This window comes from Streptomyces sp. NPDC001714 (genome assembly GCF_042892755.1).
Taxonomy (GTDB): Bacteria; Actinomycetota; Actinomycetes; order Streptomycetales; family Streptomycetaceae; genus Streptomyces.
In genome coordinates this window covers 121,676-148,449 of record NZ_JBIAUL010000004.1, presented here as the reverse complement: position 1 = coordinate 148,449, position 26,774 = coordinate 121,676, and the positions used below count along the sequence as shown (strand labels likewise).

Here is a 26,774-nt window from a genome sequence, read left to right as displayed (position 1 = left end):
CCGCTCTGTTCCGTCCGGCCGTACTGTCCCGCGGTACGACCCTACGAAAGGCGGCGCCGGTTCGGCAGAGGCGGATGTACGGCCGCGGGCAGGACAAATGTCATGGTCCGGCGGCACCGCATCTGACACGACGTCAGGAGCCTTCACAAGTGCGGAGCGCTGGGCTATACAAGGTGCGCTGGAATGGAACGCGTTCTAGATCTGCACCCGTGGACGACCTCGGTGCGGCCGACGGTGCGGACGGCCGTGCCGAGGTCTTGAGACACCTCAGGAGCCGTATGCCCATCGACGCAGCCAAGGCCCTCGCCGCCGAACCCAGGTCCGGGGAGATCCGCTGGGAGCGCCGGGACGTCCAGCTCTACCACCTCGGCATCGGCGCGGGCCGGCCCGCCACCGACCCCGACGAACTCCGCTACACCCTGGAGACCCGGCTGCACGTGCTGCCCAGCTTCGCCACCGTCGCGGGCGCCGGCTCCCCCGGGGTGATCAGCGGACTGTCCATGCCCGGCATCGACGTCGACCTCGCCAAGGTGCTGCACGGCGGCCAGTCCCTCACCCTGCACCGCCCCATCCCGGCCGCGGGCACCGCCACCGCCACCGGCCGCATCGCCGCGGTGTACGACAAGGGCAAGGCGGCCGTCCTGGTGATGCGCACCGAGGTCGCGGACGCCGACGGCCCGCTGTGGACCAACGACGCGCAGATCTTCGTACGAGGAGAAGGCGGCTGGGGCGGCGACCGTGGCCCCTCGACCCGGCTGGAGCCACCCACCGGCGAGCCGGACCGGACCGTCGAGCGCCCGGTCCGCGAGGACCAGGCCCTGCTCTACCGCCTCTCCGGCGACTACAACCCGCTGCACGCCGACCCCGAGTTCGCCAAGCTCGCCGGCTTCGACCGGCCCATCCTGCACGGGCTGTGCACCTACGGCATGACGCTCAAGGCGGTCGTGGACACGCTGCTCGGCGGGGACGTGAGCCGGGTGCGGTCGTACACGACGCGGTTCGCCGGGGTGGTGTACCCGGGGGAGACCCTGCGCATCCGCATGTGGCGGGGCGACTCGCAGGTCCGGGTCGCCGTCAGCGCCGTAGAGCGGGAGGACGCGCCCGTCCTCGCCGACACGATCGTCGAACACTCTTGATCAGTTGAGCAGCTGAGCAGTTGAGGGGAGCCGCACCATGCGCGCAGCCGTACTGCACGAGATCGGCCAGGAGAAGCTGGACGTCCTCGACGACGTCGAGGCGGTGGGATTCGGGCCCGGCAGGGTGCGGATCCGGGTGCGCGCCACGGGGCTGTGCCACTCGGACCTGTCGGCGATGAGCGGGGTGCTGCCGCAGCCGGGGCCGTTCGTGCCGGGCCACGAGGGCGCGGGCGAGGTCCTGGAGGTGGGGGAGGGCGTCACCCGGGTGAAGCCCGGCGACCGGGTGGTCGTCTGCTGGCTGCCGGCCTGCGGCGCCTGTCCCGCCTGCAGGCGCGGGCAGACCGAGCTGTGCCTGGCCGGGTTCATGAACGCCGGCACCCCCAACTTCCGGCGCCCCGGCGGAGACGTCTTCGGCTTCGCGGGCACCGGCACCTTCACCGAGGAGGTCGTGGTCGACGCCGGGTGCGCGGTGCCGATCCCGGACGACGTGCCCTTCGACATCGCCGCGCTGATCGGCTGCGGGGTCACCACCGGACTCGGCGCCGCCCTCAACACGGCCGACGTGGAGGCCGGTTCGTCGGTCGCCGTCATCGGCTGCGGAGGCGTCGGGATCTCGGCGATCCAGGGGGCGCGGCTCAAGGGCGCGGCCGAGATCGTCGCCGTCGACCCGGTCGAGTCGCGGCGTGAGTCGGCGCTCAGGTTCGGGGCGACGAAGGCGGTCTCGCCGGACGAGCTGCCCGGCGCCAAGCAGGAGGTCACCGCCGGCGAGGGCTTCGACTACGTCTTCGAGGTCGTCGGCAAGTCCGCCACCGCCCGGACCGCGTACGAGAACACCCGCCGCGGCGGCACCCTCGTGGTCGTCGGCGCCGGCGCCATGGACGACTTCCTCCAGCTCAACATGTTCGAGCTGTTCTTCGACGAGAAGCGGATCCTGCCGTCCATGTACGGCGGTGGGGACGTGGTCCGCTCCTACGAGCGGACGATCGCCCTGTGGCGGGCGGGCCGGATCGACCTGGCGGGCCTGATCACCCACCGGGTGCCGCTGGCCGAGATCAACGAGGCCCTGGACCAGATGCGCACGGGCACCGCCCTGCGTACCTGCATAGAGATCTGAGGGGCCGACGCATGCCGGACAGGACGTCGGAGCGGCCACTCGACGGGCTCAGCGCGATCGTCACCGGCGCCGGCCGGGGTCTAGGCCGGGCCGAGGCGCTCGAACTGGCCCGGCTGGGCGCGGCCGTCGTCGTCAACGACTTCGGCCAGCCGGGCCGGGACGGCTCGGGGGCGGCCTCCGCGGCGCCCGCCGAGCAGGTCGCCGAGGAGATCCGCGCGGCGGGCGGCCGGGCGGTCGCCCACACCGGGGACGTCGCGGACTTCTCACAGGCGCGAGACCTTCTCGCGCTGGCGACAGCCCATTACGGAAAGCTGGACATCCTCGTCAACAACGCCGGCATCCTGCGTGACCGCATGGTCTTCTCCATGACCGAGGACGAGTGGGACTCGGTGATCAGGGTCCATCTCAAGGGTCACTTCAACACCACCCACTTCGCGGCGGCGCACTGGCGGGACCGCTCCAAGGCGGCGGGGGGCGAGAAGGTCTACGGCCGGATCGTGAACACCTCCTCCGAGGCCTTCCTCGCCGGCTCCGCGGGCCAGCCCAACTACGCGGCCGCGAAGGGCGGCATCGTCGGCCTGACCACCTCCACGGCCCTCGCCCTCGCCAAGTACGGCGTGACCGCCAACGTGATCTGCCCGCGTGCCCGCACCCGGATGACCGAGGACGTCTTCGCCGGCTTCGAACAGCCCACCGAGGGCCTCGACCCGCTGGCCCCCGAGCATGTCGCCCCGCTCGTCGGCTACCTGGCCTCCCCGGCCGCCGAACGGATCAACGGCCAGCTGCTCGTCGTGCACGGCGGCATGGTCGCGATCGTGGAACGACCGCGCGTGCAGGCCAAGTTCGACAGCAAGCAGGACACCTTCAGCTACGACGAACTCGACGCCGTGCTCACGCCGCACTACGCGGACCGGCCGGCGGGGGAGACGTTCGCGGCGGCGGAGGTACTGGGACTGAAGCGCCAGTAGGACGGCGCAGTAGGACGGCGCAGTAGGACCGCGCAGCAGGACGGCAAACGACAGCGGCCCCGCCCCCGAAAGGGCGGAGCCGCTGTCGTACCTACCGTCAGACCGCCGTCTCGGCCGGCTCCGGCTTACGGTGCCGGCCGCTGGGGGCCGTTTCGCTGTCCTGCCCCGAGACATGACCACGGTGCTTGCCGTGACCGTCCGTTTCCTGAAGGTCGGCGGACAGCGGCTGGGACGTGCTGGCGTCGCTCATCGGAAGAATTCACCCCGTCAACATGATCTTTCTACAGCGCGGCGATTTTATCGGGCCCCCCACGGGGCGAATCCAGGCGGGCACGCCGACCGCAGCTAGTTCGTTACAAGCCGTGCCAGCGGCGCCTGTTGGAGGGGCACCGGCCGGGCCACGACAGGCCCCGGAGGATCCGGTTCCGCCGGCTCCGCGGGCGTACCCGACGCCCCGGCAGCCGTGCCGTCCCGAACCGGATCCCCCGGGCCCGCGTCCCCCGGCCCCCCGTGCTCCCCCGTCTCCCCCCAGGGCACCGCCACCTCCGTCACACCGCACGGGACCTCCCCCGTGGCGTACGGCAGTCGCAGCACCCCGTCCTGCGTCCACACCCCGGCACCCGTCAACCACCCCTCGGGCGCCGGGAGATGGCACATCCTGCGCGCTCTCGGCCGCCAGACCCCCACCCAGCTGCCGAGCGGACCGTCGATCCGCAGCGCCACCCCGCAGCTCTCCGGCACCAGCACCTGCCCCGGCTGGACGGCGAACGGCGTCACGACGCAGTCCGGGCACTCCGGCATCCGCAGGCTCTCCGGGAAGCGCACCGGCAGCGTGCTGCCGAGGACACCCCAGCCCAACCGTTCCTGCCCGGGGCTGGGCGCGTCCGAGCCGACCATGATCAGCCCGCTGTCCGGGTCGGCGATCAGCAGCCGGTCGTCGCTGTCCGCCGCGATCTGCAGCAGCGGTGACACCTCGCCACCGCGCTCCAGATCGACCACGACCGCCTTGGTCCGCCCGCCCAGCTCCCGGTCCAGGGCCAGCATCCGCCCGCTCCGGTCCAGCCAGACCCCTCCCGAACACCGCCCCGGCACCACCGCGAGCCGCTCGGGTCCGAAGGCCCCGCCCGCCACCAGCCAGACGGTGGAGGAGCGCGGCCCCACGGCGAGCGCGTACGCGTGCGCACCGCCCGGCGCGGGCGGCAGCAGTCGCAGCGAGGCGCCCTCGTCCCGGCACTCCACCGCGCCCAGCGGCAGCTCACCGGTGCCAGGACCGGTCGGATAGAGGAGGGCGAAGTGGTGCCGCCCGTCCACCAGGCGCCGGATGAGCACCCGCCCGTCGCCCAGCGGCTGCACCTCCGTCTCCGGCTCCTCCGGCTGGTTGCCGGGGAGCGGTACGGCGTAGGGCTCGGGGCCGTCCAGCGTCCACCGCTCCGGGTACCAGGAACCTTCCTGCTGAGTCAGCCGGGCCGCGTACGCCCCGTCCACCGTGATCGTGCAGCCCGCCTCCGGCGCGCTGTCTTCCGCGTCCGCAGCCGGGGTTTCGATCGCACAGGCCGTCATCGTTCGGTCACCTCCGGCCACGAAGCTAGTTTTCGTACGCACAGGCGGGGCACCGGCCGACGGCGGCTTCACACATACGGGTGCACACTCGGCGATTCGCCTGAGGAAACGGGGACGGGTGTGCTGGGCGTTGCCTCCGGCGGGCGAGCAGGTACAGCCCCGTGGAACAGGCAGGTAGCCTTTTCCCCGTGCCCCGTCTGTCAGAAGTCATCGCCGCGCTGGAGAACCTGTGGCCCGCCGAGCGGGCCGAGTCCTGGGACGCGGTCGGTACGGTCGTGGGCGACCCCGACCAGGAGGTCACACGGGTCCTCTTCGCCGTCGACCCGGTCCAGCAGATCGTCGACGAGGCGGTGAAGCTCGGCGCCGACCTGCTGATCACCCACCACCCGCTCTACCTGCGCGGTACGACGACGGTCGCGGCCTCCCACTTCAAGGGCCGGGCGGTCCACACCCTGATCAAGAACGACATCGCGCTGCACGTCGCGCACACCAACGCCGACACCGCCGACCCGGGCGTCTCCGACGCGCTCGCGGGCGCCCTGGACCTGCGCGTCGTACGCCCCCTGGTCCCGGACCCGACCGACCCGGAGGGCCGCCGGGGCCTCGGCCGCGTCTGCGAGCTGGACCACCCCGTCACCGTCCGGGAGCTGGCGGAACGGGCCGCGGCCCGCCTCCCCGCCACCGCCCAGGGCATCCGCGTCGCCGGCGACCCCGCGGCCCCCGTCCGTACGATCGCCGTCAGCGGCGGCTCCGGCGACAGCCTCTTCGACGTCGTACGCGCCGCCGGAGTCGACGCCTTCCTCACCGCCGACCTGCGCCACCACCCGGCGTCGGAGGCGGTCGCCCACAGCCCCCTCGCGCTGCTCGACGCGGCGCACTGGGCCACCGAATGGCCCTGGTGCGAGCTGGCCGCAACCCAGCTCGACGAGATCTCCGACCGCCACGGCTGGGACCTGCGGGTACACGTCTCCAAGACGGTCACCGACCCCTGGACCAGCCACTCACCGTCCCTTGGAGCCCCCAACTGAACGCCGCGCCCGCCGACCAGATCCGACTCCTCGACGTCCAGGCCCTGGACGTACGCCTCCAGCAGCTGGCGCACAAGCGGAGGTCGCTGCCCGAGCACGCCGAGATCGAGTCGCTGACCAAGGACCTCACCCAGCTGCGCGACCTGCTCGTGGCCGCGCAGACCGAGGAGAGCGACACCGCCCGCGAGCAGACCAAGGCCGAGCAGGACGTGGACCAGGTGCGCCAGCGCGCCGCCCGCGACCAGCAGCGCCTGGACTCCGGCGCGGTCACCTCCCCGAAGGACCTGGAGAACCTCCAGAAGGAGATCGTCTCCCTCGCCAAGCGCCAGGGCGACCTGGAGGACGTCGTCCTGGAGGTGATGGAGCGCCGGGAGTCCGCGCAGGAGCGGGTCGCCGAGCTGACCGAGCGGGTCGGCGCGGTCCAGGGCCGGATCGACGAGGCGACCGGCCGCCGCAACGCCGCGTCCGGCGAGATCGACGCCGAGGCGGCCGCGGTCACCAAGGAGCGCGAGGTCATCGCCGCCTCCGTCCCCGCGGACCTCCTCAAGCTCTACGACAAGCTGCGCGAGCAGCAGGGCGGCATCGGCGCGGCCAAGCTGTACGCCCGCACCTGCCAGGGCTGCCGCCAGGAGCTCGCCATCACCGAGCTGAACGAGATCCGCTCGGCCGCGCCCGACACGGTGGTGCGCTGCGAGAACTGCCGCCGCATCCTGGTGCGTACAGCCGAGTCGGGCCTGTAGGAACACTTAAGGGGCTTACGTGGCAAGGGAGTTCATCGTCGAGGCGGACGGCGGCTCCCGGGGCAACCCGGGGCCGGCCGGCTACGGCGCAGTGGTCGTCGACGCGGCGACCGGCGAGACGCTGACGGAGGCGGCCGAATACCTCGGCGTCGTCACCAACAACGTCGCCGAGTACCGGGGCCTGCTGGCGGGCCTGCGCGCGGCACGGGACCTCGACCCTTCCGCGACCGTCCACGTCCGCATGGACTCCAAGCTGGTCATCGAGCAGATGTCCGGCCGCTGGAAGATCAAGCACCCCGACATGAAGCCGCTGGCGGCGGAGGCGGCCCGGATCTTCCCGCCGGGCCAGGTCACGTACGAGTGGATCCCGCGCGAGCAGAACAAACACGCGGACCGCCTGGCGAACGAGGCGATGGACGCGGGCAAGCGGGGCGAGCAGTGGTCGGCTGCGGCGTCCACGGCGGAGCTCGACGCTCGATCCGCGGCGACTGCAGCGCCCCGTAAGGGGCGCGGGGCCGAGACATTTGCGGCTCCGCCGCGTGGGCGCGACCAGCCCCCACGCACCGGCACTGTGACGACGACCGACAAGACCACCGCCGACACCCACGCCGCGAGCCACGTGGCGACCCCCGGCTGGAGCTCCGCCCCCGATCTCGGCGCCCCGGCCACCTTCGTCCTCCTCCGCCACGGCGAAACCCCCCTCACCCCCCAGAAACGCTTCTCCGGCAGCGGCGGCACCGATCCGGAACTCTCTCCCGTCGGCCTGGAGCAGGCGCAGCGCGTCGCCGAGGCCCTCGCCCGCCGCGGCACGATCGAGACGATCCTCGCCTCCCCCCTCACCCGCACCCGGCAGACCGCGGCGGCCGTCGCCGAGCGTCTCGGCCTCGACGTCACGATCGAGGAAGGGATCAAGGAGACGGACTTCGGCGCCTGGGAGGGCCTCACCTTCGGCGAGGTCCGCGAGCGCTACCCCGACGACCTGACCACCTGGCTCGCCGACCCGTCGGCGCACCCCACCGGCGGCGGCGAGAGCTTCGCCGAGACGGCGGCGCGCATCGCGGCCACCCGCGACAAGCTGATCGCGGCCTACGCGGGCCGCACGGTCCTGCTCGTCACGCACGTCACGCCGATCAAGACGTTCGTGCAACTCGCCCTCGGCGCCCCGCTCCAGTCCCTGTTCCGCATGGAACTGTCGGCGGCCTCGCTGTCGGCCGTGGCGTACTACGCGGACGGCAACGCGAGCGTACGGCTCTTCAACGACACGTCCCACCTGCGTCCCTGAGCCCGGCCGCGGCCCGGGCCAGCTCCCGGACCCGGTCCCAGTCCCCGGCGGCGACCGCGTCCGGCGGGACCATCCAGGTGCCGCCGACGCAGCCGACGTTGGGCAGGGCGAGGTACTCCGGCGCGTTGTCCGGGCCGATCCCGCCGGTGGGGCAGAAGCGGGCCTGCGGCAGCGGACCGGCGAGCGACCTGAGGTACGCCGTGCCGCCCGCGGCCTGCGCCGGGAAGAACTTCATCTCCCGCACCCCGCGTTCGAGCAGCGCCACCACCTCGGAGGCGGTCGACACCCCCGGCAGGTACGGAACCCCGGACGCGGTCATCGCCGCCAGCAGCCCGTCCGTCCACCCGGGACTGACCAGGAACCGCGCCCCGGCCGCGACGCACTCCGTCACCTGCGCGGGCGTGAGGACCGTACCCGCACCGATCACCGCCTCCGGCACCGCGGCGGCGACGGCCCGGATCGCGTCGAGCGCGGCCGGCGTCCGCAGGGTCACCTCGATGACGGGCAGCCCGCCGTCCACCAGCGCCCGCGCCAGCGGCACGGCAGCGGCGGCGTCCTCGATCACGACGACGGGCACGACGGGCGCGAGATCCAGCACGGAGGTGGGCATGGCGAACATCCTGCCGACGCGATGCAGAGCACGCAAAGCGCATTGCGCATGTTGCAACAGGGCTTACGGGCGCCTCAGTGGACCTCTGTCACCAGCACGTCCAGCGCCCACGCCTGCCCCGCCTTCGCGGGCGCCTCCGCCTCCACCTCGTACCCCAGCCCCCGCAACGCCTCCACCAGCTCACCCGGACCGGCCGGCGCGATCCCGGCGGCCAGCAGACTCCGTACCATCCGCCCCTTCGTCGCCTTGTTGAAGTGGCTGACCACCTTCCGCGTCGGCGCGTGCAGCACCCGCACGGTCGCCGTCCGCCCGGCCACCTCGCCCTTCGGTTTCCACGCGGCCGCGTACGCCGCCGACCGCAGGTCCAGCACCAGCCCCGTCCCGGCCGCCTCCGGCAGCACCTCGGCCATCGGCCCCCGCCAGTGCGTGCCCAGCGCGCCGAGCCCCGGCAGCCTCACCCCCATCGAGCAGCGGTACGACGGGATCCGGTCCGTCACCCGGACCGCGCCCCACAGCCCCGAGAAGACCAGCAGCGACCGCGCGGCCCGCCGCTTCGCGGCCGCGTCCAGGGTGGCCAGGCCGAGGGCGTCGTACAGCACCCCGGTGTAGATCTCCCCGGCCGGCCGCGCGCCCGCCGTCCGCAGCGCCGCGTTCTTCGCGACCTCGCCGCGCAGCCCCTCGCTCAGTCCGAGCACCTCGCGCGCCTTCTCCTCGTCGCCGGCGCACAGGTCGACCAGTTCGCCGAGCACCGCCTCGCGCGCGGCCGCGAGCCCCGGCAGGGACAGCGACTCCGGCTTCAGCGGGGCGCCACGGCCCGAGGACGCCTTGCCTTCCGAGGGCGGCAGCAGGACCAGCACGGGGGTACTCCTCTTCACCTACGACGTTCATCATCGACGCTTCGCGCCAGCGTAAAGCGCCGCAGCGGTGCCATGTGACTACGCTCGTCCTATGCCCCGCCGCCACATCCGTGTCAAGGGTGCCCCCGAGGCTCCCCTCCGGGCCGCGCTCGCCGCCCTCCGGGCCGACCTCGGCGTCCCCGAGACCTTCCGGTCCGAGGTCCTCGCAGAGGCCGAGAGCACCGCCAGGTTCCCGGCCGTGCCAGGCCACGACGCGACCGACATCCCCTTCTTCACGGTCGACCCGCCCACCGCGAACGACCTGGACCAGGCGATGCACCTGTCCCGGCACGACGGCGGCTACCGCGTCCGGTACGCCATCGCCGACATCGCCGCCTTCGTCGTACCGGGCGGTGACCTGGACTCCGAGGCGCACCACCGCGTCAACACCCTCTACTTCCCGGACGAGAAGGTCCCCCTGCACCCGGCCGTGCTGAGCGAGGGCGCTGCCAGCCTGCTGCCCGGCCAGACCACCCCGGCCGTGCTCTGGACCATCGACCTGGACGGGGACGGGCGGACCGTGGCCGCCGACGTCCGCCGGGCCCTCGTCCGCAGCCGGGCCAAGCTCGACTACGCGGGCGTGCAGAAGCGGATCGACGAGGGGACCGCCGAGGAACCCGTCGCCCTGCTCAGGGAGATCGGCGAGGCCCGCGAACGCCTGGAGGTGGAGCGCGGCGGCATCTCCCTCAACGTGCCCGAGCAGGAGATCGTCGAGTACGACCACACCTACGAGCTGACCTACCGCGCCCCGCTGCCCGCCGACGCCTGGAACGCCCAGATCTCCCTGCTCACCGGCATGGCCGCCGCCGACCTGATGCTGGCCCACGGCACCGGCGTGCTGCGCACCCTCCCGACCGCCCCCGACGATGGGGGTCCCCCCGGTCGAGCGAAGTCGAGAGTGGGGGAGGTGGCCCGCCTGCGCCGTACCGCGCACGCGCTGCGCATCGAGTGGCCGCACCACGTCTCGTACGCCGCGCTGATCCGCTCCCTGAACCCGCGCCGCCCCCGCCATGCGGCCTTCCTCCAGGAGTGCACCACACTGCTGCGCGGCGCCGGCTACACGGTCTTCCGGGACGGCGTCCTCCCCCCGAACACCACCCACGCCGCCGTCGCCGCCCCCTACTCCCACTGCACCGCGCCCCTGCGCCGCCTCGCCGACCGCTACGCCTCGGAGCTGTGCCTGGCGGCGGCCGCCGGCGAGGAGCCGCCCGACTGGGTGCTGATGGCGCTGGACACGCTCCCCAAGCAGATGGCGGAAGGGGCGCGGCGCGCCGGCACGGTGGAGCGGGAGTGCGTCGACATCGTCGAGGCGGCCCTGCTCAAGGACCGGGTCGGGGAGGTCTTCGACGGGTGCGTGGTGGAGGTCGAGGCGCACCGGCCGACCGTGGGGAAGGTGCTGTTGCAGCAGCCCGCCGTCATAGGCCGGATCGAGGCCGCCGGCCCTCTCCCTCTTGGCGAGCGGCTGCCGGTACGGCTGACCGAGGCCGATCCGGGGACGACGAAGGTACGGTTCGCGCCCGCGTGAGCTGTCGTCCGGCGGCGCGGAGCCGCCGGACGCGAGCGAGGCTCAGGCGGCGACGAACCAGCGGGTCAGGACGGCGTCGAGGCCGGCTCCCTGGTCGTTCGCTCCCCGGTCGTTCGCACTCTGGTCGTTCGCACTCTGGTTGCTCTCGTCCTGGTTGTTCTCGTCCGCGGCCCAGGCCACGAACCCGTCGGGCCGTACGAGGAGACCGGTCAGCTCCGGCCGCCCCGGGCAGGCCACGGTGACGACGTCCACCCGGTCGCCGTACCCCTCCGCGCGGGCGCGCAGCTTCGGGTCGTCGGCGAGGTCCAGGAGCAGGGCGCGGCCGCCGTGCAGGTGGTCGCCGAGCCGGGTGCCGTCGGAGAGCTCCAGGTCCGGGGCGCTCCGCCCGGTCAGCGGGTGGCCGCCGGGCAGGTCGTAGTGCTGCCAGACACCGGAGATCTGCTTGACGAGGTACGTCGTCCCGGTCGCCGTCAGCGCGAGGTCGGTGACCACCCGGCGCAGGGCGCGGGCGTGCCGGTCGGGGCGCATCACGGCGATCTGGGCGCGGGTCCAGTCCAGCACCCAGGCGCCGATCGGGTGCCGTTCGGCGGTGTAGCTGTCGAGGAGGGAGCCGGGGGCGGCCCCGCGCACCACGGCGGCCAGCTTCCAGCCGAGGTTCATGGCGTCGCCCAGCCCGAGGTTGAGCCCCTGTCCGCCGAACGGCGAGTGCACGTGCGCCGCGTCCCCCGCGAGCAGCACCCGGCCCTTGCGGTAGCCGCTCGCCTGCCGGGCGTTGTCGGTGAACCGGGTCGAGGAGTGCACCTGGTGGATGGTCACCTCGTCCACGCCGGACACCCGGCGCAGGGCGGCCTGCAACTCCTCGGCGGTGACGGGCGCGGAGCGGTCGGCGGGCGGCCCGTCGAACTCGACGGTGAGGATCCGGCCGGGGAAGGGTCCGTTGACGTACGTCCCCACGTCGGTGGTGTTCCACCCGACCCCGAGCCGCTCACCGCCGCTCATCTCGACGACCGCCTGGTAACCCGTGATCTCCGGCTCGGTGCCGGGGAAGTCGATCCCGGCGAGCTTGCGGACGGTGCTGCGGCCGCCGTCGCATCCCACCAGCCAGCCGGCGCGAACCGACTCGCCGGTGCCGAGGTGGACGACCACCCCGTCGTCGTCGGCGTCGAAGCCGGTCAGCTCCACGCCCCGGCGGACCTCGACGCCGAGCCGCTCGGCGCGGGCGCCCAGGATCCGCTCCAGCTCCACCTGCGGGACCCCGAGGCCGACGCCGTCGGCGGGGCCGAGGTCGGCGAACGCCGGGTCGGAGTCGTCGAACAGGTCACCGCGCATCATGATCCCGGCGAAGTGCCCCGCGAACTTCGGGGGAGTCCGGGGCGCGTCGGCACCCTGCTGCCGCTTCTGGTCCCCGAGGAAGGCCCGCATCCGCCACCGGTTCCGCTCCCAGGCCGCCGCGAGGTCGGGCAGCAGCCCGCGCCGGTAGAGGCTCACCGCGCCTGCCGTGTTGATCCCGCCCGCCTTGATGGTCTCGTCGACCTCGGCCAGCCGCTCCACGACCAGCACCTTCGCCCCGCCGAGCCGCAGCTCGCCGGCGAGGAAGAGCCCGACGGGCCCGCCACCGGCCACCACCACGTCGTAGCCCGTGCCGTCCGTGCGGTCCCCACCGCCCATACCGTCCATACCGCCCATGCCGTTCTTGTCGCCTGTAGTCGTCATGCTTTCGCTCATGACTTCACTGTAGTCACTAAAACTTTCGAGCCGCTATAGTTTTCCTCGTGATCGATGAAAACAGGCCAGGGGAGTCCCTGCGGGAGCGCAAGAAGCGGGAGACGCGGCAGCGGATCTCGAACGTCGCGACGGTGATGTTCCGGGAGCACGGCTTCGACCGGGTGACGGTCGCGGAGGTCGCGCGGGCGGCCGGGGTGTCGGCGATGACCGTGTTCAACTACTTCCCGCGCAAGGAGGACCTGTTCCTCGACCGCATCCCGGAGGCCGTCGCGGCCTTCGCCGGTGCGGTACGGGACCGCGAGCCCGGCGAGTCCCCGCTCGCGGCGCTGCGCCGCCTGGCCTTCCGGTTCATCGACGCGCGGCACCCGCTGGGCGGTGTGGGCGAGAACTTCGGGGGCTTCTGGCCGGTCGTCGCCGACTCGCCGGCGCTGCGGGCCCGGGCCCGCGAGGCGGTCGAGGAGGTGGAGCGGGCGCTGGCCGGGGCGCTCGCCGAGGCCGGGCTGGCCGACCCGGAACTGGCGGCGGCCGTGATCGTGGCCGCGTACCGCTCGGTGTGCGTCGTCTCCGTGAGCCGTCAGCTCGCGGGCGATCCGTTCGCGGAGATCGTCGAGGATCACCGCGCGCGGATGGGGGCGGCGTTCGACGCGCTGGAGCGGATGCTGTCGCCGTGACCGCCCCGCTTGACGGCTAACGCCGTTAGCCTTACCGTCGTGGCTAACGGCGTTAGCTGAATTGCCCTGGAGGCAGCCATGACCAGCACCACGAACGTCACCCCCCTCGTCCGCACCGCCACCACGGTGGCGCGCCGCACGGCCTGGCTGGCCGGTGCCCTGTTCTGGACGGCGTTCGCGATCCTGGAGGGCGTGAACCACGGCTGGCTCGCCGGCGCGCTGGCCCTGCTCTTCCTCCTCCTCCCGGACCTCACCTTCCTGGTCGCCCTCGACGAGGCGCCCCGGATGGCGAAGGGTCAACTGGCGCCACGCGCGGTGCCGTACTACAACGCGATGCACCGGGCGCTGGTGCCGCTCGGGCTGCTGACGGCGTACGCGGTGCAGCCCCTCTTCTCGTGGCCCCCGGCATTCGCCGCCCTCTGCGGCTGGCTGGCCCACATCTCGTACGATCGCGCCTTCGGGTACGGGCTGCGGACGAAGGAGGGTTTCCAGCGTGGCTGACGCGACCGACGTTCTTAAGGCGACCGGCGCGACCGGCGCGACTGACCGGCTGACGCCGAGGGCGCGGGAGATCGTGGCGGCGGCCCGGGAGCTGCTGGAGGAGTCCGGACCCACCGTCCTCACCATGCGCACCCTCGCCGACCGCCTCGGCATCAAGGCCCCGTCGCTCTACAAGCACTTCCCCGACAAGCACGCCGTCGAGGTCGAACTCACCGCGCAGATGCTGGAGGAGTCGGCGGAGGCGCTGGAGGCGGCCGCGTCCCGGCACCCCGGCTCCCTGGAGGCCCTGGCCGAGGCGTACCGCGCCTACGCCCTGGCCCACCCCCACCTCTACTGCCTGGCCACGGAACGCCCCCTCCCGCGCACCGCGCTGCCCGCAGGCCTGGAGGACCGGGCCGCCCTCCCGCTCCTGCGAGCCTGTGGCGGCGACCGGGACCTGGCCCGCGCCACCTGGGCGTTCGCCCACGGCATGGTCGTCCTGGAGATCCACGGCCGCTTCCCGGCGGACGCCGACCTGGACGCGGCATGGAAACGGGGAGTGCGGGCGTTGCACCCTTAGCGCGAGGGGGTGCGAACGTGGCGGAACAGGCACGGTGGACGAGGGCGAGGCTGGGCCGTTGCGGCCCGGCGCTCGACCTGCTGACGGCGAACTTCGAACGGCACACCTACGCCCCGCACGCGCACGCCGAGTTCACCATCGGGGTGTGCGTCGGCGGCTCCGAGGTCATCGACTACCGGGGCGGCCACATCAGCACCGGCCCCGGTTCGATCGTCGTCCTGGCCCCCGGCGAGATGCACACGGGCGGCCCGGCCACAGCGACCGACGGCTACGCCTACCGCGCCCTGTACGCGGACCCGGCCCTGCTGGCGGACGGGACCCTGGACGCCGTGCCGCACTTCCGGGACCCCGTCCTCGACGACCCCGAGCTGGCCGCGGCCTTCCGCCGCACCCACACCGAACTGGCCGCCTGCCCGGACCCGCTGGAAGCGGAGTCCCGCCTGCCCTGGCTGCTGACGGCCCTGTCCCGCCGCCACTCCACGGCCCGGCCGGCGACCGACCGGGTCCCCGGGGCGCACGGCATCTCCCTGCTGGTCCGGGACCGCCTGGCCGACGAGCTGACCTGTCCGCCGTCGCTCGCCGACCTGGCCGCGGACCTGGGCCTCTCCCGCTACCAGCTGCTCCGGGCGTTCCGTACGACGATGGGCGTGCCGCCGTACGCCTGGCTGGCCCAGTACCGGGTGAACCGTGCCCGCGGCCTGCTGGAGGCGGGTCTGCGCCCGGCGGAGGTGGCGACGCTGGTGGGCTTCGCCGACCAGGCCCACCTGACCCGCTGGTTCCGCCGGGTACTGGGGGTGACCCCGGCGGCGTACCGCAACAGCGTTCAAGACGCGGCACGGTACTGACACCGATGCTTGCCGCATGACTGCACGCGGCTGGTTCCTGTTCTCCCTCATGGGAGTGATCTGGGGCATTCCCTATCTGATGATCAAGGTGGCGGTGGACGAGGTGTCCCCGTCGACGGTGGTGTTCGCGCGTTGCGCGGTGGGCGCCCTGCTCCTTCTCCCCTTGGCGATCCGCCAGGGCGGCCTGTTCCTCACCCTCCGCACCCACTGGCGCCCGATGCTGGCCTTCGCGTGCATAGAGATCATGGCCCCGTGGTTCACCCTGACCGACGCCGAACGCCACCTGTCCAGCTCGACGGCGGGCCTGCTGATCGCGGGCGTACCGATCGTCGGCGTAGTGGCGGCACGCTACTTCGGCGGCGAGCGCGAACACCTGGGCGTACGCCGGATCGCGGGGCTCCTGATCGGCCTCGCCGGCGTGGCGGTCCTCACCATCCCCCACCTCACCGGCGGCGACGCCCGCTCCCTCGGCGAGGTCCTGCTCACCGTCATCGGCTACGCGACGGCGCCCCTGATAGCGGCGCGCCGCCTGAAGGACGTCCCGACGCTGCAGCTGATAGCGCCGTGCCTGACCCTGGCGGCCCTGGTCTACGCCCCGGCGGCGGCAGCGACCTGGCCCACCTCCATGCCCTCCACGAACGCCCTGCTCTCCCTCCTCGCCCTGGGCGTCCTCTGCACGGCGGTGGCCTTCGTGGCGTTCCTGGAGCTCATCAAGGAGATAGGCCCGACCCGCTCCACGGTGATCACGTACGTCAACCCGGCGGTGGCGGTGGCCGCGGGCGCCCTGTTCCTGGGCGAGAGCTTCACCCCGACGATCGCGGTGTCCTTCGCGCTGATCCTCACCGGCTCGGTGCTGGCGACGATGGCCTCGGCACCGAAGGGGTCGGCACGCCCGGTGCTGCGTCGTCCCGGGGGCCGCGCCACTCGACAGCGGCTCCGCCGCGGGCCGGACCCCCGGCCGGAACGAGGCGAGGCCCGCGCCCGGTAACATGGTCGACACGGCAGACGAGCCGGGCGGACGGCCGCGTGGAGTCCCCTTGACGGGGGGCTTCCCGAGGAACGTCCGGGCTCCACAGGGCAGGGTGGTGGCTAACGGCCACCCGAGGCGACTCGCGGGACAGTGCCACAGAAAGCAAACCGCCGGGGGTCTCGACCCTCGGTAAGGGTGAAACGGTGGTGTAAGAGACCACCAGTGCCCAGGGCGACCTGGGCAGCTAGGTAAACCCCACCCGGAGCAAGGTCAAGAGGAGCGCTGTGAAAGGCGCTCTGCGGGGACGTTCGAGGGCTGCCCGCCCGAGCCCCCGGGTAGACCGCACGAGGCCGGTGGCAACACCGGCCCTAGATGGATGGCCGTCACCCCGGCTCCCGCGAGGGACCGGGGCACAGAACCCGGCGTACAGCCCGACTCGTCTGCCGCTACCTGCGGTTTTGCTCTAGGAAGGGCCTCTGATCTGGGACGGAGGCCCTTCCCAAGAGGCATAGGTCTTGCGTTTGGCCGGGTCCATGCCGCGGACTATATCGTTCTCGGCGAGGGCGAAAGGCGTTGCAGATCACCTGGATGCTGCCCACCTCGTGCTCTCGCGGGAACGTCGCCCAAAACGGGGCGACGCATACAACCGCGCGGCGCTGGGGCAAAAGCACGAAGTGCCTGCGCCACAGCAGCGGTTCGAGGCGCCAGAAGCCGAACTGGAACAGTTCGTAGCTGGCGAAGACGAAGGCGGTCCCGGCCCGCAGCGCCGTTCGGGCGGTCACTTACCGCTCGCTTTCAGTGACTGAGGCAGTATGCCTCCAGCTCATTCAACTAAGGTGTGTTCGCAGTGCGTGTAGACCCCTCGAGCAGCGTTGACGGGTTGAGTCGAAGTCGGGACGGAGTAGACGGCAAATATGGCGGACGAGCAACTTGGCCTGGGGTTTTCCGTGCCGGAGGTATCCAGAGGGCAGTCCGAGGGAGCCTCACCGCCGCGTGCGCTCGGCGATGACGAGACGATCGACTACATCACCGGCAAGGACATACTGAAGCTGACCGAGGCCGAGAAGGTCCGTCAGCACATCGCCCGGGTTCTTGTGCACCAGTACGGGATCAACCCGGACGACATGAAGCGGGACTATGTGATCGAGCTCCCGGCGCCCGAGGGAGGCCGCAAGACCCGCAAGAAGGTTAGCGTCGCGATCTTCGCGCCGAATCAGCCGAAGAAGCCCGAGTACCTCCGCCGCATCGTGATCACCAAGCCGCGTCCCCGCACCGGTCGCACGGTCACCAAGATCCGTACGCACGAGCAGGCGACGGCGGACATCGATGAGCTCCAGTCCCTGATGACTGCGGCGGGCCCGGCATGCCATCTCGGGTTGTGGACCGACGACATCGACCTGTACTTCGTCGAGAAGATCCAGCGCGACGACGAGGGCCGCAAGGTCCGGTTCGAGGACCGCTTCCGCCCGCTCCCGAACTGGCCTCGGGGCGACGACTCGGCCTTCGACGCCACCGGTGACGCGTCCTCGCTGAAGGAGATCCGGCGGGCGGACAAGTACATGCTCCGCTTTGCCTTCCGGCGCTGCCACAACTACATCCACGGTAATGAGGGGCTGCCCAAGGACGCGGCGTTCTGGCAGTTCCTCTATGTGCTGTTCGCGAAGATCTATGACGAGCGTCAGGTCCGCGAGCACGGCAAGGACTCGCGCTTCCGGATCGAGGTCGCCGACCTGGAGCGGACCGAGACCACCGCGACCGGCGCCAAGCGCAGGGCGGGCAGCCCCGAGGTGGCGGGCCGGGTCCGGGAGCTCTTCAAGGAGGTCAAGGAGTTCTACAAGGAGCAGAAGCTCTTCGACCACCGGGATGAGCTCACCCTGACCGACCCCGCGCTCACCTTCATCGTCGGCGAGCTGGCCCCTTACGACCTGGGCAGCACCGACATCGACGCCAAGGGCGTCGCCTACCAGGAGCTGGTTGGTGACAACCTGCGCGGTGATCGAGGCCAGTACTTCACGCCCAACGAGGCGGTGAAGCTGATGGTCGACATCCTCGACCCGCAGGAGAACGAGACCGTCTTCGACCCGTGCTGCGGTACGGGAGGCTTCCTGCGCGAGACGCTGAACCACCTGCTGCGCAAATGGCAGGCGGAAGACGACAACGGCACCTTCACCAACGCTCAGGAACTGGCCAAGAAGATGGCCGACCATCGTCGCCGTCTCGCCGCCTACGCGGACAAGCACCTCTTCGGCGCCGACTTCGACCCCTTCCTGCGCCGGGCCACCGTGATGAGCCTCATGACCCTCACCGACACGGCCGGCCACGCCTTCCACATGGACTCCCTCGCCTTCCCGGACAGCCATCTGCAGGGCAACGACGAGGCGATGCGCTTCCCGCAGATAGGTCTGGGGAAGGTGAACGTGCTGATGACGAACCCGCCGTTCGGTTCGGACATCCCGGTTTCGGAGGACATGATCCTCACGAAGTTCCGCGAGAGGGGCGGCGAGCTGAGTGTCGCCTTCAGCTGGACCCGTGACAAGGACACCGGCAAGCTGGTGAAGGCAGGACCGGCGACCGCGGTCTCCCCGGAGCAGCTCTTCGTCCAGCGTGCGATCGAATGGGTCGAGCCCGGCGGGCGCATCGGCATCGTTCTGCCGAACGGCATCCTCTCCAACCCCGGCCCCTCTGACGAGGCGGTCCGGCGCTACATCCTCGACCAGTGCTGGATCCTGGGCAGCGTGGAGCTCCCCGTGGAGACCTTCATCGCCGAGGCGAACGTCAACATCCTCACCACTCTCCTATTCCTGCGCCGCAAGACCGCTCAGGAACGGCAGGAGGAGATCGAGTTCGGTGCCGCGGACTACCCCGTGTTCATGGCCGTCGCCGAAAAGGTCGGCATCGACCGGCGCGGGAACAAGGTCTTCGTCCGCACGCCCGACGGTGAGATCGTGACCGAGGAGAAGACGGAGCACGAGATCCTGCGGATCGGCGGCGCGGAGGTCAAGCGCAAGATCAGCCGCCGCGAACCGAAGGTCGACAACGACCTGCCGAAGATCGCCGAGGCATACCACAAGTTCAAGGAGCGGCACGCCCACGAGTTCCCCTGGAACGCAGGCGCATGATCACCCGCATCGAGGCGTACAACTATCGCTGCTTCGAAGGTCTCGCCGTCGACCTGGCCGGCTTTCATGTGCTGGCCGGGGCCAACGGCTCGGGCAAGAGCACCCTGCTCGACATCCCGGTCCTGCTCGCCGAGCTGCTCGGCGCCGAGCGGATCGAGGACGCCTTTCTGCGGCCGTCCTCCCGCACCGGCCGCCCACCGCGTGCCCAGTCCCTCACCGAGCCCGCCCACCGGGGCCGGGATGGCGGCTTCGGCTTCGCCATCGAGGCACGGCTCCCGGAGGAGATCACGGAACTCCTCGCCGAGGCGACCCGCAACCCGCGCCTCCCGCTGGCGACGCATCTCCGTTACGAGCTTCATCTCGCGCCGGTCGAGGGCGGCCGTGGGCTGGAGATCGGGGGCGAGTACCTGGTGCTGTTCCCCGACGAGTATCCGGTGCGTCCGGTCCCCGGGGAGCGGGCCTTCGAGGACCCGGACGAGGCCGTGGCCACCGGGCGCGGCGGCAGCCGCCGGGTCCGGTGGGCCTGGGAGGAGAACTGGCGCCCGGTGATCGCCCGGAGGGGCGGCCCGGTGGCGCGGTTCACCTCGGAGACCGGGGAACAGCCGCCGCTGACCTGGCAGAGCCCGCACAGCCGGCTCGCGCTGGACACGGTCCCGTTCGACGAGGCGCACTTCCCGGCGGCCCTGTGGTTCCGTTCCCTCCTCCGCGAGGGAACGCTCTTCTACGCCCCCGACTGGGCCGCCCTGCGCCAGGCCGCTCCGCCCGCCGGCCGCACCCCCCGGCTCGACCCCGTCGGCCGCAACACGCCCTGGCTGGCCCTGCGCCTCAAGGCCGAGGACAAGGAGCTGTTCGACGCCTGGGTGGACCTGGTCAAGATCGCCCTGCCACAGGTCCAGGACATCGACGTCGTAGAACGCGAGGACGATCACCACGCGTACTTCCGCGTCACCTACGTCGGCGGCCACCAGGTCACCTCCTCCGGCCTGTCCGACGGCACCCTGCGCGTGTTCGCGCTGGCCCTGATCCCCTACATGCCCGACCCGCCGGCCCTCCTGGTCACCGAGGAGCCGGAGAACGGCATCTATCCGCAGGCCATCGAGATCGTCATGCAGGCGCTCCAGGCGGTACGGGACTGCCAGGTGCTGGTGGCCACCCAGTCGCCGCTGGTCCTGGCCGAGGTGGAGCTGTCGGATGTGCTTGCCACCCGGGTCGACTACGACACCGGGGCGGTGACCGTTGTACGGGGCGACCGGCATCCGCGGCTGGCGGACTGGCGAGGGGATCTGGATCTGGGCACGTTGTTCGCCACGGGGGTGTTCGAGTGACGAAGAGGGCCGGTCGCAAGGACAAGGCGGTCGCCTCGGTTCCCCGGCAGGCGGAGGGGCCCGTCGACGACTCTGGGAAACGCGACGTCATCTTCTATGTTGCCGACCAGGGCATGAAGGCCATGATCAGCGCGTTTCTGGGGCGCAAGGAGATCCATCACAAGCTCGGCTGTGGGCCGTTCGACTTCGACGGCCGCCGCGACATCAAGCTTGCGAGACACAAGGACTCGGAGCTGCCGCTCCGGGCCGGTGAGCTGCTCAGGCCGTGGCGCGGCGAGTACCGGCGCGCGATTGTGGTTCAGGACCACGCCTACGACAACCCGCTTTCGCCGGACGAGATCCGCAAGCGCATCGGGGATCAGCTGGAGGACCTCTGGCCGCAGTACGCGGTCGTGGTTATCGAGCCGGAGCTGGAGAACTGGTTCTGGTCCGACCACACCGAGGTGATCAAGAAGGCGCTGGTGTGGCGTCCGAGGGGCGGTGACGAGCGTACGCCGCGGCAGGTGCTGGAGGAGGCGGGGCTGTGGGCGCCGGGCGAGGCCAAGCCCGATGATCCCAAGGGCGCCGTGGAGTTCCTGCACGGGATGAAGTACATCGGTGACATGAGCAACGGTATCTTCCGGCGCTTCGCGGAACAGGTTCCGTCCGTACGGCGCTGCACGGATGCCTCGTTCCAGCACCTGATGGCGACGCTGGCGGACTGGTTCCCGGCGAGCGGAATGAACACGACGACCTCGATGACGGAGCGCGCGCAGTGAAGATCGCGTCCAAGGACAATCCGGTACGGCTCAGCTGGCTGCGAGAGCAGGGGCTGCGGATGGATGCGGCGCCGTATCTGTCGGGGGCGTTCGAGGCGCGGAAGCTGTTGGAGCGGTTGCCGGTGACGGAGCCGTTGAGGGAGGTCACGCGGGGTGGGAACGGGATCTTTCATGCCGGGCGGCCGTTGCGGCGCTGGGTCACCTCGCCGGAACACGGAGTTCGGTTCTTCTCCAGCACGGACATCATGGAGGCCGACTTCTCGAATCTACCGCTGATCTCCAAGACGTCCGTCGCGCTCAATCCCCGCCTCACGATCCGGGCGGGCTGGACCTTGATCACGCGCTCCGGGAATGTTGGCCGTATCGCATACGCCCGTCCGGACATCGACGGCTACGCGTGCAGTGAGCACGTCATGAGGGTCGTTCCCGCCCCGGGGCGGATTCCCCCGGGGTACCTCAACACGTTCCTGCGCAGCCGCTTCGGCGTCCCCATCGTCACCAGTCAGGCTTACGGCGCGATCATCCAACACATTGAGCCGGATCACATCGCGGGGCTGCCGGTTCCACGGTTCGAATCCGCGGTGGAAGAGGAGATCCACGACTTGGTCGAGGAGGCGGCCACGCTGCGGACGGAGTTCCAGGAGGGCGTGGTCGGGGCGACTGAGGATCTGTTCAAGACGGCGGGGCTTGAGGATCTGATCGACCTGCGGTGGCACGACCAACCTCGGGATGTGGGCTTTGTACAGCGGGGGTTGAGCCATACGACGCTGCGGGCGTTGAACTATCAGCCGAGGGCCCAGCGGATTCTGCAGCGGCTGCGGGACGAGACCGAGTGCTTGACGCTCGGGGAGATCTGCAAAGGGGGCCAGCTCGGATCCGGCGTGCGTTTCAAGCGCGTTGATGCGGAACCCGGCCACGGCGCAGTCTGCCTCATCGGGCAGAGGCAGGGTTTCTGGATTCGGCCTGAAGGGCGTTGGATCAGCCCGACCCAGGCGCCTCCGGGTATCTTCGCCAGAGACGAGACGGTCATGATTCCGTCGCAAGGCACGCTGGGGGAGAACGAGGTCTTCTGCCGCGCGATCTTTGTCACCGGCTCGTGGCTCGACTACGCGTACACGCAGCACTTTCTACGGGTGGTGAGCGGCACCCCGGACATCCCCGGCGCCTACCTCTTCGCCTTCCTTCGCTCCGAGGCCATGTTCCGCGTCCTGCGTTCCATGTCGACCGGTGGAAAGCAGCAGGACATCCATGAGGGTCTGCGTGCCCAAATCCCGGTGCCGGTGCTGACCGCCCCTGACCGGGAACGCATTGCGGAAACGATCCGTGCCGCCTATCGGAAGCGGGATGAGGCTGACAAGAAGGAAGACAGGGCCCTGGAGCTGTTGGAGCAGGCAGTATTGGAGCACAGCGCAGGCTGAGACACGGGCGGTTCTGTTCCGTGTGACGTTACGGAACAGGCGCGGACGCGCCGGCGCCCCGCCCCGCAGGGCCGGGGCGCCAGATGGCAGACCTACCTCTTCACTGAGGAGACGAACGCCTCCCAAGCGTTCGAGGTGAAGAGCAGGCTAGGGGCGTGTGGCGCCTTGCTGTCACGAACGGGAACGAGGCCGACGATGCCGTCGGCGACTTCGACGCACTCGCCACCCGGCTCGCCATCGCTGTAACTGGACTTGCGCCACTGGGCAGTGCTCAGACCTGGGGTGGCTCGCATGGCTCGAACTTCTCCATCGCCGCTTCGATGAACGCTGCGGACTCCTCCGGCGAGAGGGCGCAGGCTTTCATGCGATCGTAGTCGCGCAGGCGGCGTGTGACGGTCTCCCGGTCGTCGAAGACTTCCCCGATGCCACCACCTTCTTGATAGACGGTGGTGGAGTTGTCGGGCAGGGTGAGCAGGATGATGGTCCCGTTCATTCCGGCGTACTCCCCGGCCTTGAAGGGGACGACCTGAATCGTTGTGCGCTCGGTGTCCACCAGAGGCAGGAACGCCGCAAGCTGCTCATACATCACCACCGGTCCGCCTACCGCACGGTGTAGAACCGCCTCATCGAGAATCGCCCAGTAGTCCGGCACGTTGTCACCCCGTAGAACTTCCTGGCGGCTCATGCGGCCCGCCACCAGACTGTCGATCTCTGCCAGTCCAGCGGCCAGGTTGGACCGACTGAACAAGGCACGCGCGTACGCCGGCGTCTGAAGCAGCCCCGGAACCAGAGTCGCGCCGTAGGCCTGAATCCGCCCTGCCTTCGCCTCCAACTCCAAGCAGTGATCGAACCGCTTGGGAGTGTGCTCCCGCTTAACCGCCCCCCACAACCCCTGAAACAACTCCCCGGTCCCGAACGCGGCATCCAGCTTCTGCGAGATCGGCGGCAGCGGAAGCCTCTCCGCCGTCTCCACTCCGTGCAGGTGCGTCTTGCTGTAGTTGACCACCGCCGAAAGGCGGTCCAGGGACATCCCGCTCAGCTGCCGCTGTCGGCGGAGTTCGGCGCCGTACAACTCCCGTGCCGATCGGGCGGGTTCGAGGTCACGTGCGCCAGCCGTCATCCGTGCAGCCTCCTTGTTCCAAGCCTCCGCAGGGGACGGAACACCCCTGTGGAGCGTAGCGACGGACGGCGATGATGTGGGCACGAACGGTGATTCCCGCTGTTCGTGAGCTCTCGTACCCTCACGCCTCGGAGGCCATCGATGAACCATCCCGACAGAACTCCTGTCCCTCCCGCCCCCGTTGTCGGCGACCTCGCCTACGACACCCTCCGTGACCGCTACGGCATCGTCATGGAGCGCGGCCCCGGCCAGGTCCATCTGCGCCCCAGGGGCGGCGGCAGGGAATGGGCCGCCCGGCCCGAGCACGTCGAACTCGCCCGCGCCGGTGAGGCGTTGAGCCCGCTGGTCGCGCGGGCCAACGCACGCAGCCGTGGGGAGGCCCTGTGACCCGGCCGCTGCACGGGGAACGTACGACCGCGAACCCCTGCGACCCGCCCGCCGGTCTTCCCGGCATTCCCGTGGGCGCCCTCGTCCGGGACCGGGCGTGAGGGCACCCTGCGGGACGTCCTCCTCTACCGGCCCGCCGACGAGCTGCCGGAGCCGGAGGGCCGCCCGGCCCGTCGGCTCGCCTTCCTCCGGCCCGTCGGCGGCGGCCGGGAGTGGGCCACCGAGCCGGATCAGGTGGTCGCTGTGGGGCCCGACTGAGAAGTGTCGCCTGCGCACCACCTCGCATCGACTGCGCGCCTCACGGCTGCCGCTCCGCGTCCAGCTCGTCCTCGGCCCTCAGCTCAGCGGCCAGGTCGACCAGGGAACCCTCGCCCGGGATGTGCCAGTACAGGGTCCCCTGGACCTGCTGGTTGTTGCCCATGGCCTCCTTCCGCATCTTGCGGACCAGGGTGCTGGGTGCGTATGCCTCGCCGTCGTGAGCCCAGATCAGTGGCTTGGAGGCGTTGGCGCCCCAGGTCGCGCGGGCGCGGTCGGGGTGTTCGGCGAGCCAGGCCGACAGGCCCTGCCGGTCGGGGCGGGTCACCGGACGGAACTCCAGCGTCGTACCGACCGGGATCCGCTCGGACTTCACGATGAGGCTGACGGCGTTGGTCGAGCGGGCTGGCTTGCCCTGGACCCGCTCCTCCACCCGGTAGTCGGCGTTGTCCGGGGCGGACTCGCCGGAGGCCATGGAATCCAGGATGCGTCGCGAGACCAGGCGGACGCGATCCGGGGTGCGCATGGTCGTGAGGATCTGGCTGTTGCGGCCGTAGGCCCTGTCGATCGTCGTCACCAGCCAGCCCAGCGCCCGCTCGACGAGGTCAGGGACCCGTGCCAGCTCGGCCTCCCAGTCCTTGGCCTCGTCGTCCAGTCCTTCGGTGTCCAGGTTGTGGAAGACGACGTGGCTGATCAGCAGGTCGCCGTTGCTGGCGGTGCTGGCGGCCCGGCCGAACAGGTTCTCGCTCTGTTCTGCGAGCGTCGCCTTTACCGCCCGTACCAGCTGGACGCAGCGCCATACCCGGTGGGCGCTCGGCGCCGTGTTCAGCGCCTTGCCGAAGATCTCCTGGTAGTTGGACCTGTCCCAGAGGAGCGAGGTGTCCCGCTTTGCCTTCGCGGCCAGATCCGGGGATCTGTGGGTCGCGGCCAGCGCGATCGCCGCCTCGGTCATGGTGCAGCCGCTGTCGGGGGCGGGCTCCGACTCGCCCCGCTTGACCACGTACGTGCGGCCGAGGGACAGCGCGAAGTCGTCCCTGAGGCCCGTCTGGATCGGGTCGCGGGACTTCCAGTCCCGTTCCTCGATGGGATTCTGGGTGTTGGTGTTGAGCGTGACCTGGTCGCCGAATCCCTCGGGGCAGTTCTCCAGGGAGATGATCCGCACCAGGACTCGGCCGCGCCGGGCCGAGGCAGGATTTCGCTGCATCGCGCGGTACATGGCGCTGACCGTCTGCGCCCCGTTGACGACGCTCGCCCCCTCCAGGACGAACCCGGCGCCAGCGCCCGGCGAGAACGCGCCCTTGCCTTTCTTGCGGATGCGGTCGCACAGCAGCGTGATGCCGTTGCTGAAGTACCAGAAGTTCTCCGGCTCCTGGAGAAGAGTGGTGCGAATCTTGTCATTGACGTCCGTGTCCAGCGAGTCACGGATATTGCGGGCGAAGAGATGCCGGTCGTGGGTCTCGTACCATTCGGCGACATCGGCCGCCGAGAGCGTGCCGTAGTAGGCGGTGAAGGGGTGTTCCTCCCGGCCCACGCCCTCGACCCAGGCCTCCAGCTCGATCTTCCGGTCGGCGTGCTCGCCGAGGATCTCCTGGTACAGGCCGCGAAGGTCGAGAACTCGCCATTCGACCATTTCCTCGGCCCAGTTGCGCTTCTTGACCTCGGAGTCGAGCAACGTCCGGATGTCGGGGTGGAGCTCGCCGTCGGTCACCAGCGCCAGCAGCAGCGTGATCTTGGGAGAGCCGCTGTCAAGAGCCTTGTCCAGGCCTTCCACATGCTGCTCGATGCGCTTGTTGAACCGGTTGAACTCCAGGTTCAGGAGGTAATCGAGGCCGCGGAAGAGCCGGTCGACCTCGCTCTGCCCGAAGCCGGCAGTGGCGTTGTCGCTCCACTTCGCCTGCACCAGGGTGATGTGCGGGCGGCCGCCCTGTCCCGGCGCCGCCAACTCGACCGCGATCGCGTCGATCCCCCAGTCGTCACGGCCGTCGATGATCGACAGAGCCGCGTCCCGGTCCGCGCATCCGGTCTCACGCTTGATGGCGAGGGCGGCGACTCCCCGGCTGAGGAACTTCTCTTCCTTCTTCTTCTCCGACGCCGACGGCTCGTCCGACATGTCGATCAGAGAATCGAACCGCTCGATGAGCCGCTTGCGCAGATTGCGGATGTGGAACGAATACGACACATGCCCTCCCCGTCACCGGTCTGTCGTCAATCAACCTAACCAAGGCAGAGGAGTCGCAAACCCTGGTATTAAAGTGAACATGG

Annotated in this window: 25 protein-coding genes and 1 other RNA gene; 18 read left to right on the top strand and 8 right to left on the bottom strand. The window is 70.7% G+C overall.

Annotation, left to right across the window (positions count from 1 at the left end; genetic code table 11):
• Positions 1–278 precede the first annotated feature (278 nt).
• Genes ACFY0P_RS12300 through ACFY0P_RS12290 form a run of 3 tightly spaced genes read left to right on the top strand, consistent with a single transcriptional unit; the run spans position 279 to position 3,218 of the window.
• Positions 279–1,136, top strand: a complete 858-nt coding sequence (locus ACFY0P_RS12300; protein ID WP_388910443.1) for a MaoC/PaaZ C-terminal domain-containing protein — start codon at positions 279–281, stop codon at positions 1,134–1,136.
• A gap of 37 nt (positions 1,137–1,173) precedes the next feature.
• Complete coding sequence (locus ACFY0P_RS12295; protein WP_388910440.1) at positions 1,174–2,250, top strand: Zn-dependent alcohol dehydrogenase; 1,077 nt, start codon at positions 1,174–1,176, stop codon at positions 2,248–2,250.
• Between the two features lie 11 nt (positions 2,251–2,261).
• Positions 2,262–3,218 carry a 3-oxoacyl-ACP reductase gene (locus tag ACFY0P_RS12290; RefSeq protein WP_388910437.1) on the top strand — a complete coding sequence of 319 codons (957 nt, stop codon included), beginning with the start codon at positions 2,262–2,264 and terminating at the stop codon, positions 3,216–3,218.
• A gap of 97 nt (positions 3,219–3,315) precedes the next feature.
• On the opposite strand, the gene ACFY0P_RS12285 is transcribed toward ACFY0P_RS12290, so the two are convergent.
• Positions 3,316–3,468 (bottom strand): hypothetical protein, encoded by a 153-nt coding sequence (locus ACFY0P_RS12285; RefSeq protein WP_388910434.1) that lies wholly within the window; start codon positions 3,466–3,468, stop codon positions 3,316–3,318.
• A gap of 95 nt (positions 3,469–3,563) precedes the next feature.
• Entirely contained in the window at positions 3,564–4,778 is a 1,215-nt protein-coding gene (locus ACFY0P_RS12280) for a hypothetical protein (protein ID WP_388910431.1), read from the bottom strand.
• Positions 4,779–4,966: 188 nt separating this feature from the next.
• Here ACFY0P_RS12280 and ACFY0P_RS12275 point away from each other — a divergent pair, with 188 nt between their 5' ends.
• The 3 genes from ACFY0P_RS12275 to ACFY0P_RS12265 are packed head-to-tail and all read left to right on the top strand — an operon-like array spanning position 4,967 to position 7,828.
• Entirely contained in the window at positions 4,967–5,806 is an 840-nt protein-coding gene (locus ACFY0P_RS12275; RefSeq protein WP_388910428.1) for a Nif3-like dinuclear metal center hexameric protein, read from the top strand.
• Complete coding sequence (locus ACFY0P_RS12270) at positions 5,803–6,546, top strand: zinc ribbon domain-containing protein (RefSeq protein ID WP_388911448.1); 744 nt, start codon at positions 5,803–5,805, stop codon at positions 6,544–6,546. The genes ACFY0P_RS12275 and ACFY0P_RS12270 overlap by 4 nt, the downstream gene beginning before the upstream one ends.
• 19 nt (positions 6,547–6,565) lie before the next feature.
• Positions 6,566–7,828 carry a bifunctional RNase H/acid phosphatase gene (locus tag ACFY0P_RS12265; RefSeq protein ID WP_388910425.1) on the top strand — a complete coding sequence of 421 codons (1,263 nt, stop codon included), beginning with the start codon at positions 6,566–6,568 and terminating at the stop codon, positions 7,826–7,828.
• Here ACFY0P_RS12265 and eda read toward each other — a convergent pair.
• Both eda and yaaA read right to left on the bottom strand, forming a co-directional pair.
• Positions 7,800–8,447: a bifunctional 4-hydroxy-2-oxoglutarate aldolase/2-dehydro-3-deoxy-phosphogluconate aldolase gene (gene eda, locus ACFY0P_RS12260; RefSeq protein WP_388910422.1), complete on the bottom strand. Its 648-nt coding sequence runs from the start codon at positions 8,445–8,447 to the stop codon at positions 7,800–7,802. The two genes, ACFY0P_RS12265 and eda, sit on opposite strands and share 29 nt — an antisense overlap.
• Before the next feature lie 65 nt (positions 8,448–8,512).
• Positions 8,513–9,295, bottom strand: coding sequence for a peroxide stress protein YaaA (gene yaaA / locus ACFY0P_RS12255; protein WP_388910419.1), 783 nt, complete (start codon positions 9,293–9,295; stop codon positions 8,513–8,515).
• Between the two features lie 91 nt (positions 9,296–9,386).
• Between yaaA and ACFY0P_RS12250 the strand changes: the two genes are divergently transcribed.
• Positions 9,387–10,859 (top strand): RNB domain-containing ribonuclease, encoded by a 1,473-nt coding sequence (locus ACFY0P_RS12250; protein ID WP_388910416.1) that lies wholly within the window; start codon positions 9,387–9,389, stop codon positions 10,857–10,859.
• Between the two features lie 42 nt (positions 10,860–10,901).
• On the opposite strand, the gene ACFY0P_RS12245 is transcribed toward ACFY0P_RS12250, so the two are convergent.
• On the bottom strand, positions 10,902–12,527 hold the full coding sequence (locus ACFY0P_RS12245) for an FAD-dependent monooxygenase (RefSeq protein WP_388911445.1): 1,626 nt from the start codon (positions 12,525–12,527) through the stop codon (positions 10,902–10,904).
• A gap of 104 nt (positions 12,528–12,631) precedes the next feature.
• On the opposite strand from ACFY0P_RS12245, the gene ACFY0P_RS12240 reads away from it, so the two are divergent.
• The 10 genes from ACFY0P_RS12240 (at position 12,632) to ACFY0P_RS12195 (ending at position 22,750) form a co-directional block, all read left to right on the top strand.
• Positions 12,632–13,255 (top strand): TetR/AcrR family transcriptional regulator, encoded by a 624-nt coding sequence (locus ACFY0P_RS12240; RefSeq protein ID WP_388910413.1) that lies wholly within the window; start codon positions 12,632–12,634, stop codon positions 13,253–13,255.
• Positions 13,256–13,333: 78 nt separating this feature from the next.
• On the top strand, positions 13,334–13,756 hold the full coding sequence (locus ACFY0P_RS12235) for a DUF4260 family protein (protein WP_388910410.1): 423 nt from the start codon (positions 13,334–13,336) through the stop codon (positions 13,754–13,756).
• Positions 13,757–13,805: 49 nt separating this feature from the next.
• Complete coding sequence (locus ACFY0P_RS12230; RefSeq protein WP_388911442.1) at positions 13,806–14,315, top strand: TetR/AcrR family transcriptional regulator; 510 nt, start codon at positions 13,806–13,808, stop codon at positions 14,313–14,315.
• Positions 14,282–15,160, top strand: a complete 879-nt coding sequence (locus ACFY0P_RS12225; RefSeq protein WP_388910408.1) for an AraC family transcriptional regulator — start codon at positions 14,282–14,284, stop codon at positions 15,158–15,160. The genes ACFY0P_RS12230 and ACFY0P_RS12225 overlap by 34 nt, the downstream gene beginning before the upstream one ends.
• A 16-nt stretch (positions 15,161–15,176) precedes the next feature.
• Positions 15,177–16,148, top strand: coding sequence for a DMT family transporter (locus ACFY0P_RS12220; RefSeq protein ID WP_388910406.1), 972 nt, complete (start codon positions 15,177–15,179; stop codon positions 16,146–16,148).
• 18 nt (positions 16,149–16,166) lie between these two features.
• An RNA gene (gene rnpB, locus ACFY0P_RS12215) (RNase P RNA component class A) lies at positions 16,167–16,573 on the top strand.
• 504 nt (positions 16,574–17,077) lie between these two features.
• On the top strand, positions 17,078–19,249 hold the full coding sequence (locus ACFY0P_RS12210; protein ID WP_388910403.1) for a class I SAM-dependent DNA methyltransferase: 2,172 nt from the start codon (positions 17,078–17,080) through the stop codon (positions 19,247–19,249).
• Entirely contained in the window at positions 19,246–20,574 is a 1,329-nt protein-coding gene (locus ACFY0P_RS12205) for an AAA family ATPase (protein WP_388910400.1), read from the top strand. The genes ACFY0P_RS12210 and ACFY0P_RS12205 overlap by 4 nt, the downstream gene beginning before the upstream one ends.
• Entirely contained in the window at positions 20,571–21,332 is a 762-nt protein-coding gene (locus tag ACFY0P_RS12200) for a hypothetical protein (protein WP_388910397.1), read from the top strand. Before ACFY0P_RS12205 ends, ACFY0P_RS12200 begins: the two co-directional genes overlap by 4 nt.
• Entirely contained in the window at positions 21,329–22,750 is a 1,422-nt protein-coding gene (locus ACFY0P_RS12195; protein ID WP_388910394.1) for a restriction endonuclease subunit S, read from the top strand. The genes ACFY0P_RS12200 and ACFY0P_RS12195 overlap by 4 nt, the downstream gene beginning before the upstream one ends.
• A gap of 92 nt (positions 22,751–22,842) precedes the next feature.
• Here the strand turns inward: ACFY0P_RS12195 and ACFY0P_RS12190 are convergent, their stop codons facing one another.
• Both ACFY0P_RS12190 and ACFY0P_RS12185 read right to left on the bottom strand, forming a co-directional pair.
• Positions 22,843–23,043, bottom strand: coding sequence for a DUF397 domain-containing protein (locus ACFY0P_RS12190; RefSeq protein ID WP_388910391.1), 201 nt, complete (start codon positions 23,041–23,043; stop codon positions 22,843–22,845).
• Positions 23,022–23,870, bottom strand: coding sequence for a helix-turn-helix transcriptional regulator (locus tag ACFY0P_RS12185; protein ID WP_388910388.1), 849 nt, complete (start codon positions 23,868–23,870; stop codon positions 23,022–23,024). Before ACFY0P_RS12185 ends, ACFY0P_RS12190 begins: the two co-directional genes overlap by 22 nt.
• 141 nt (positions 23,871–24,011) lie before the next feature.
• Here ACFY0P_RS12185 and ACFY0P_RS12180 point away from each other — a divergent pair, with 141 nt between their 5' ends.
• On the top strand, positions 24,012–24,257 hold the full coding sequence (locus ACFY0P_RS12180) for a hypothetical protein (RefSeq protein ID WP_388910385.1): 246 nt from the start codon (positions 24,012–24,014) through the stop codon (positions 24,255–24,257).
• Positions 24,258–24,555: 298 nt separating this feature from the next.
• Here the strand turns inward: ACFY0P_RS12180 and ACFY0P_RS12175 are convergent, their stop codons facing one another.
• Positions 24,556–26,691, bottom strand: coding sequence for an AIPR family protein (locus ACFY0P_RS12175; protein ID WP_388910382.1), 2,136 nt, complete (start codon positions 26,689–26,691; stop codon positions 24,556–24,558).
• Positions 26,692–26,774: the final 83 nt, after the last annotated feature.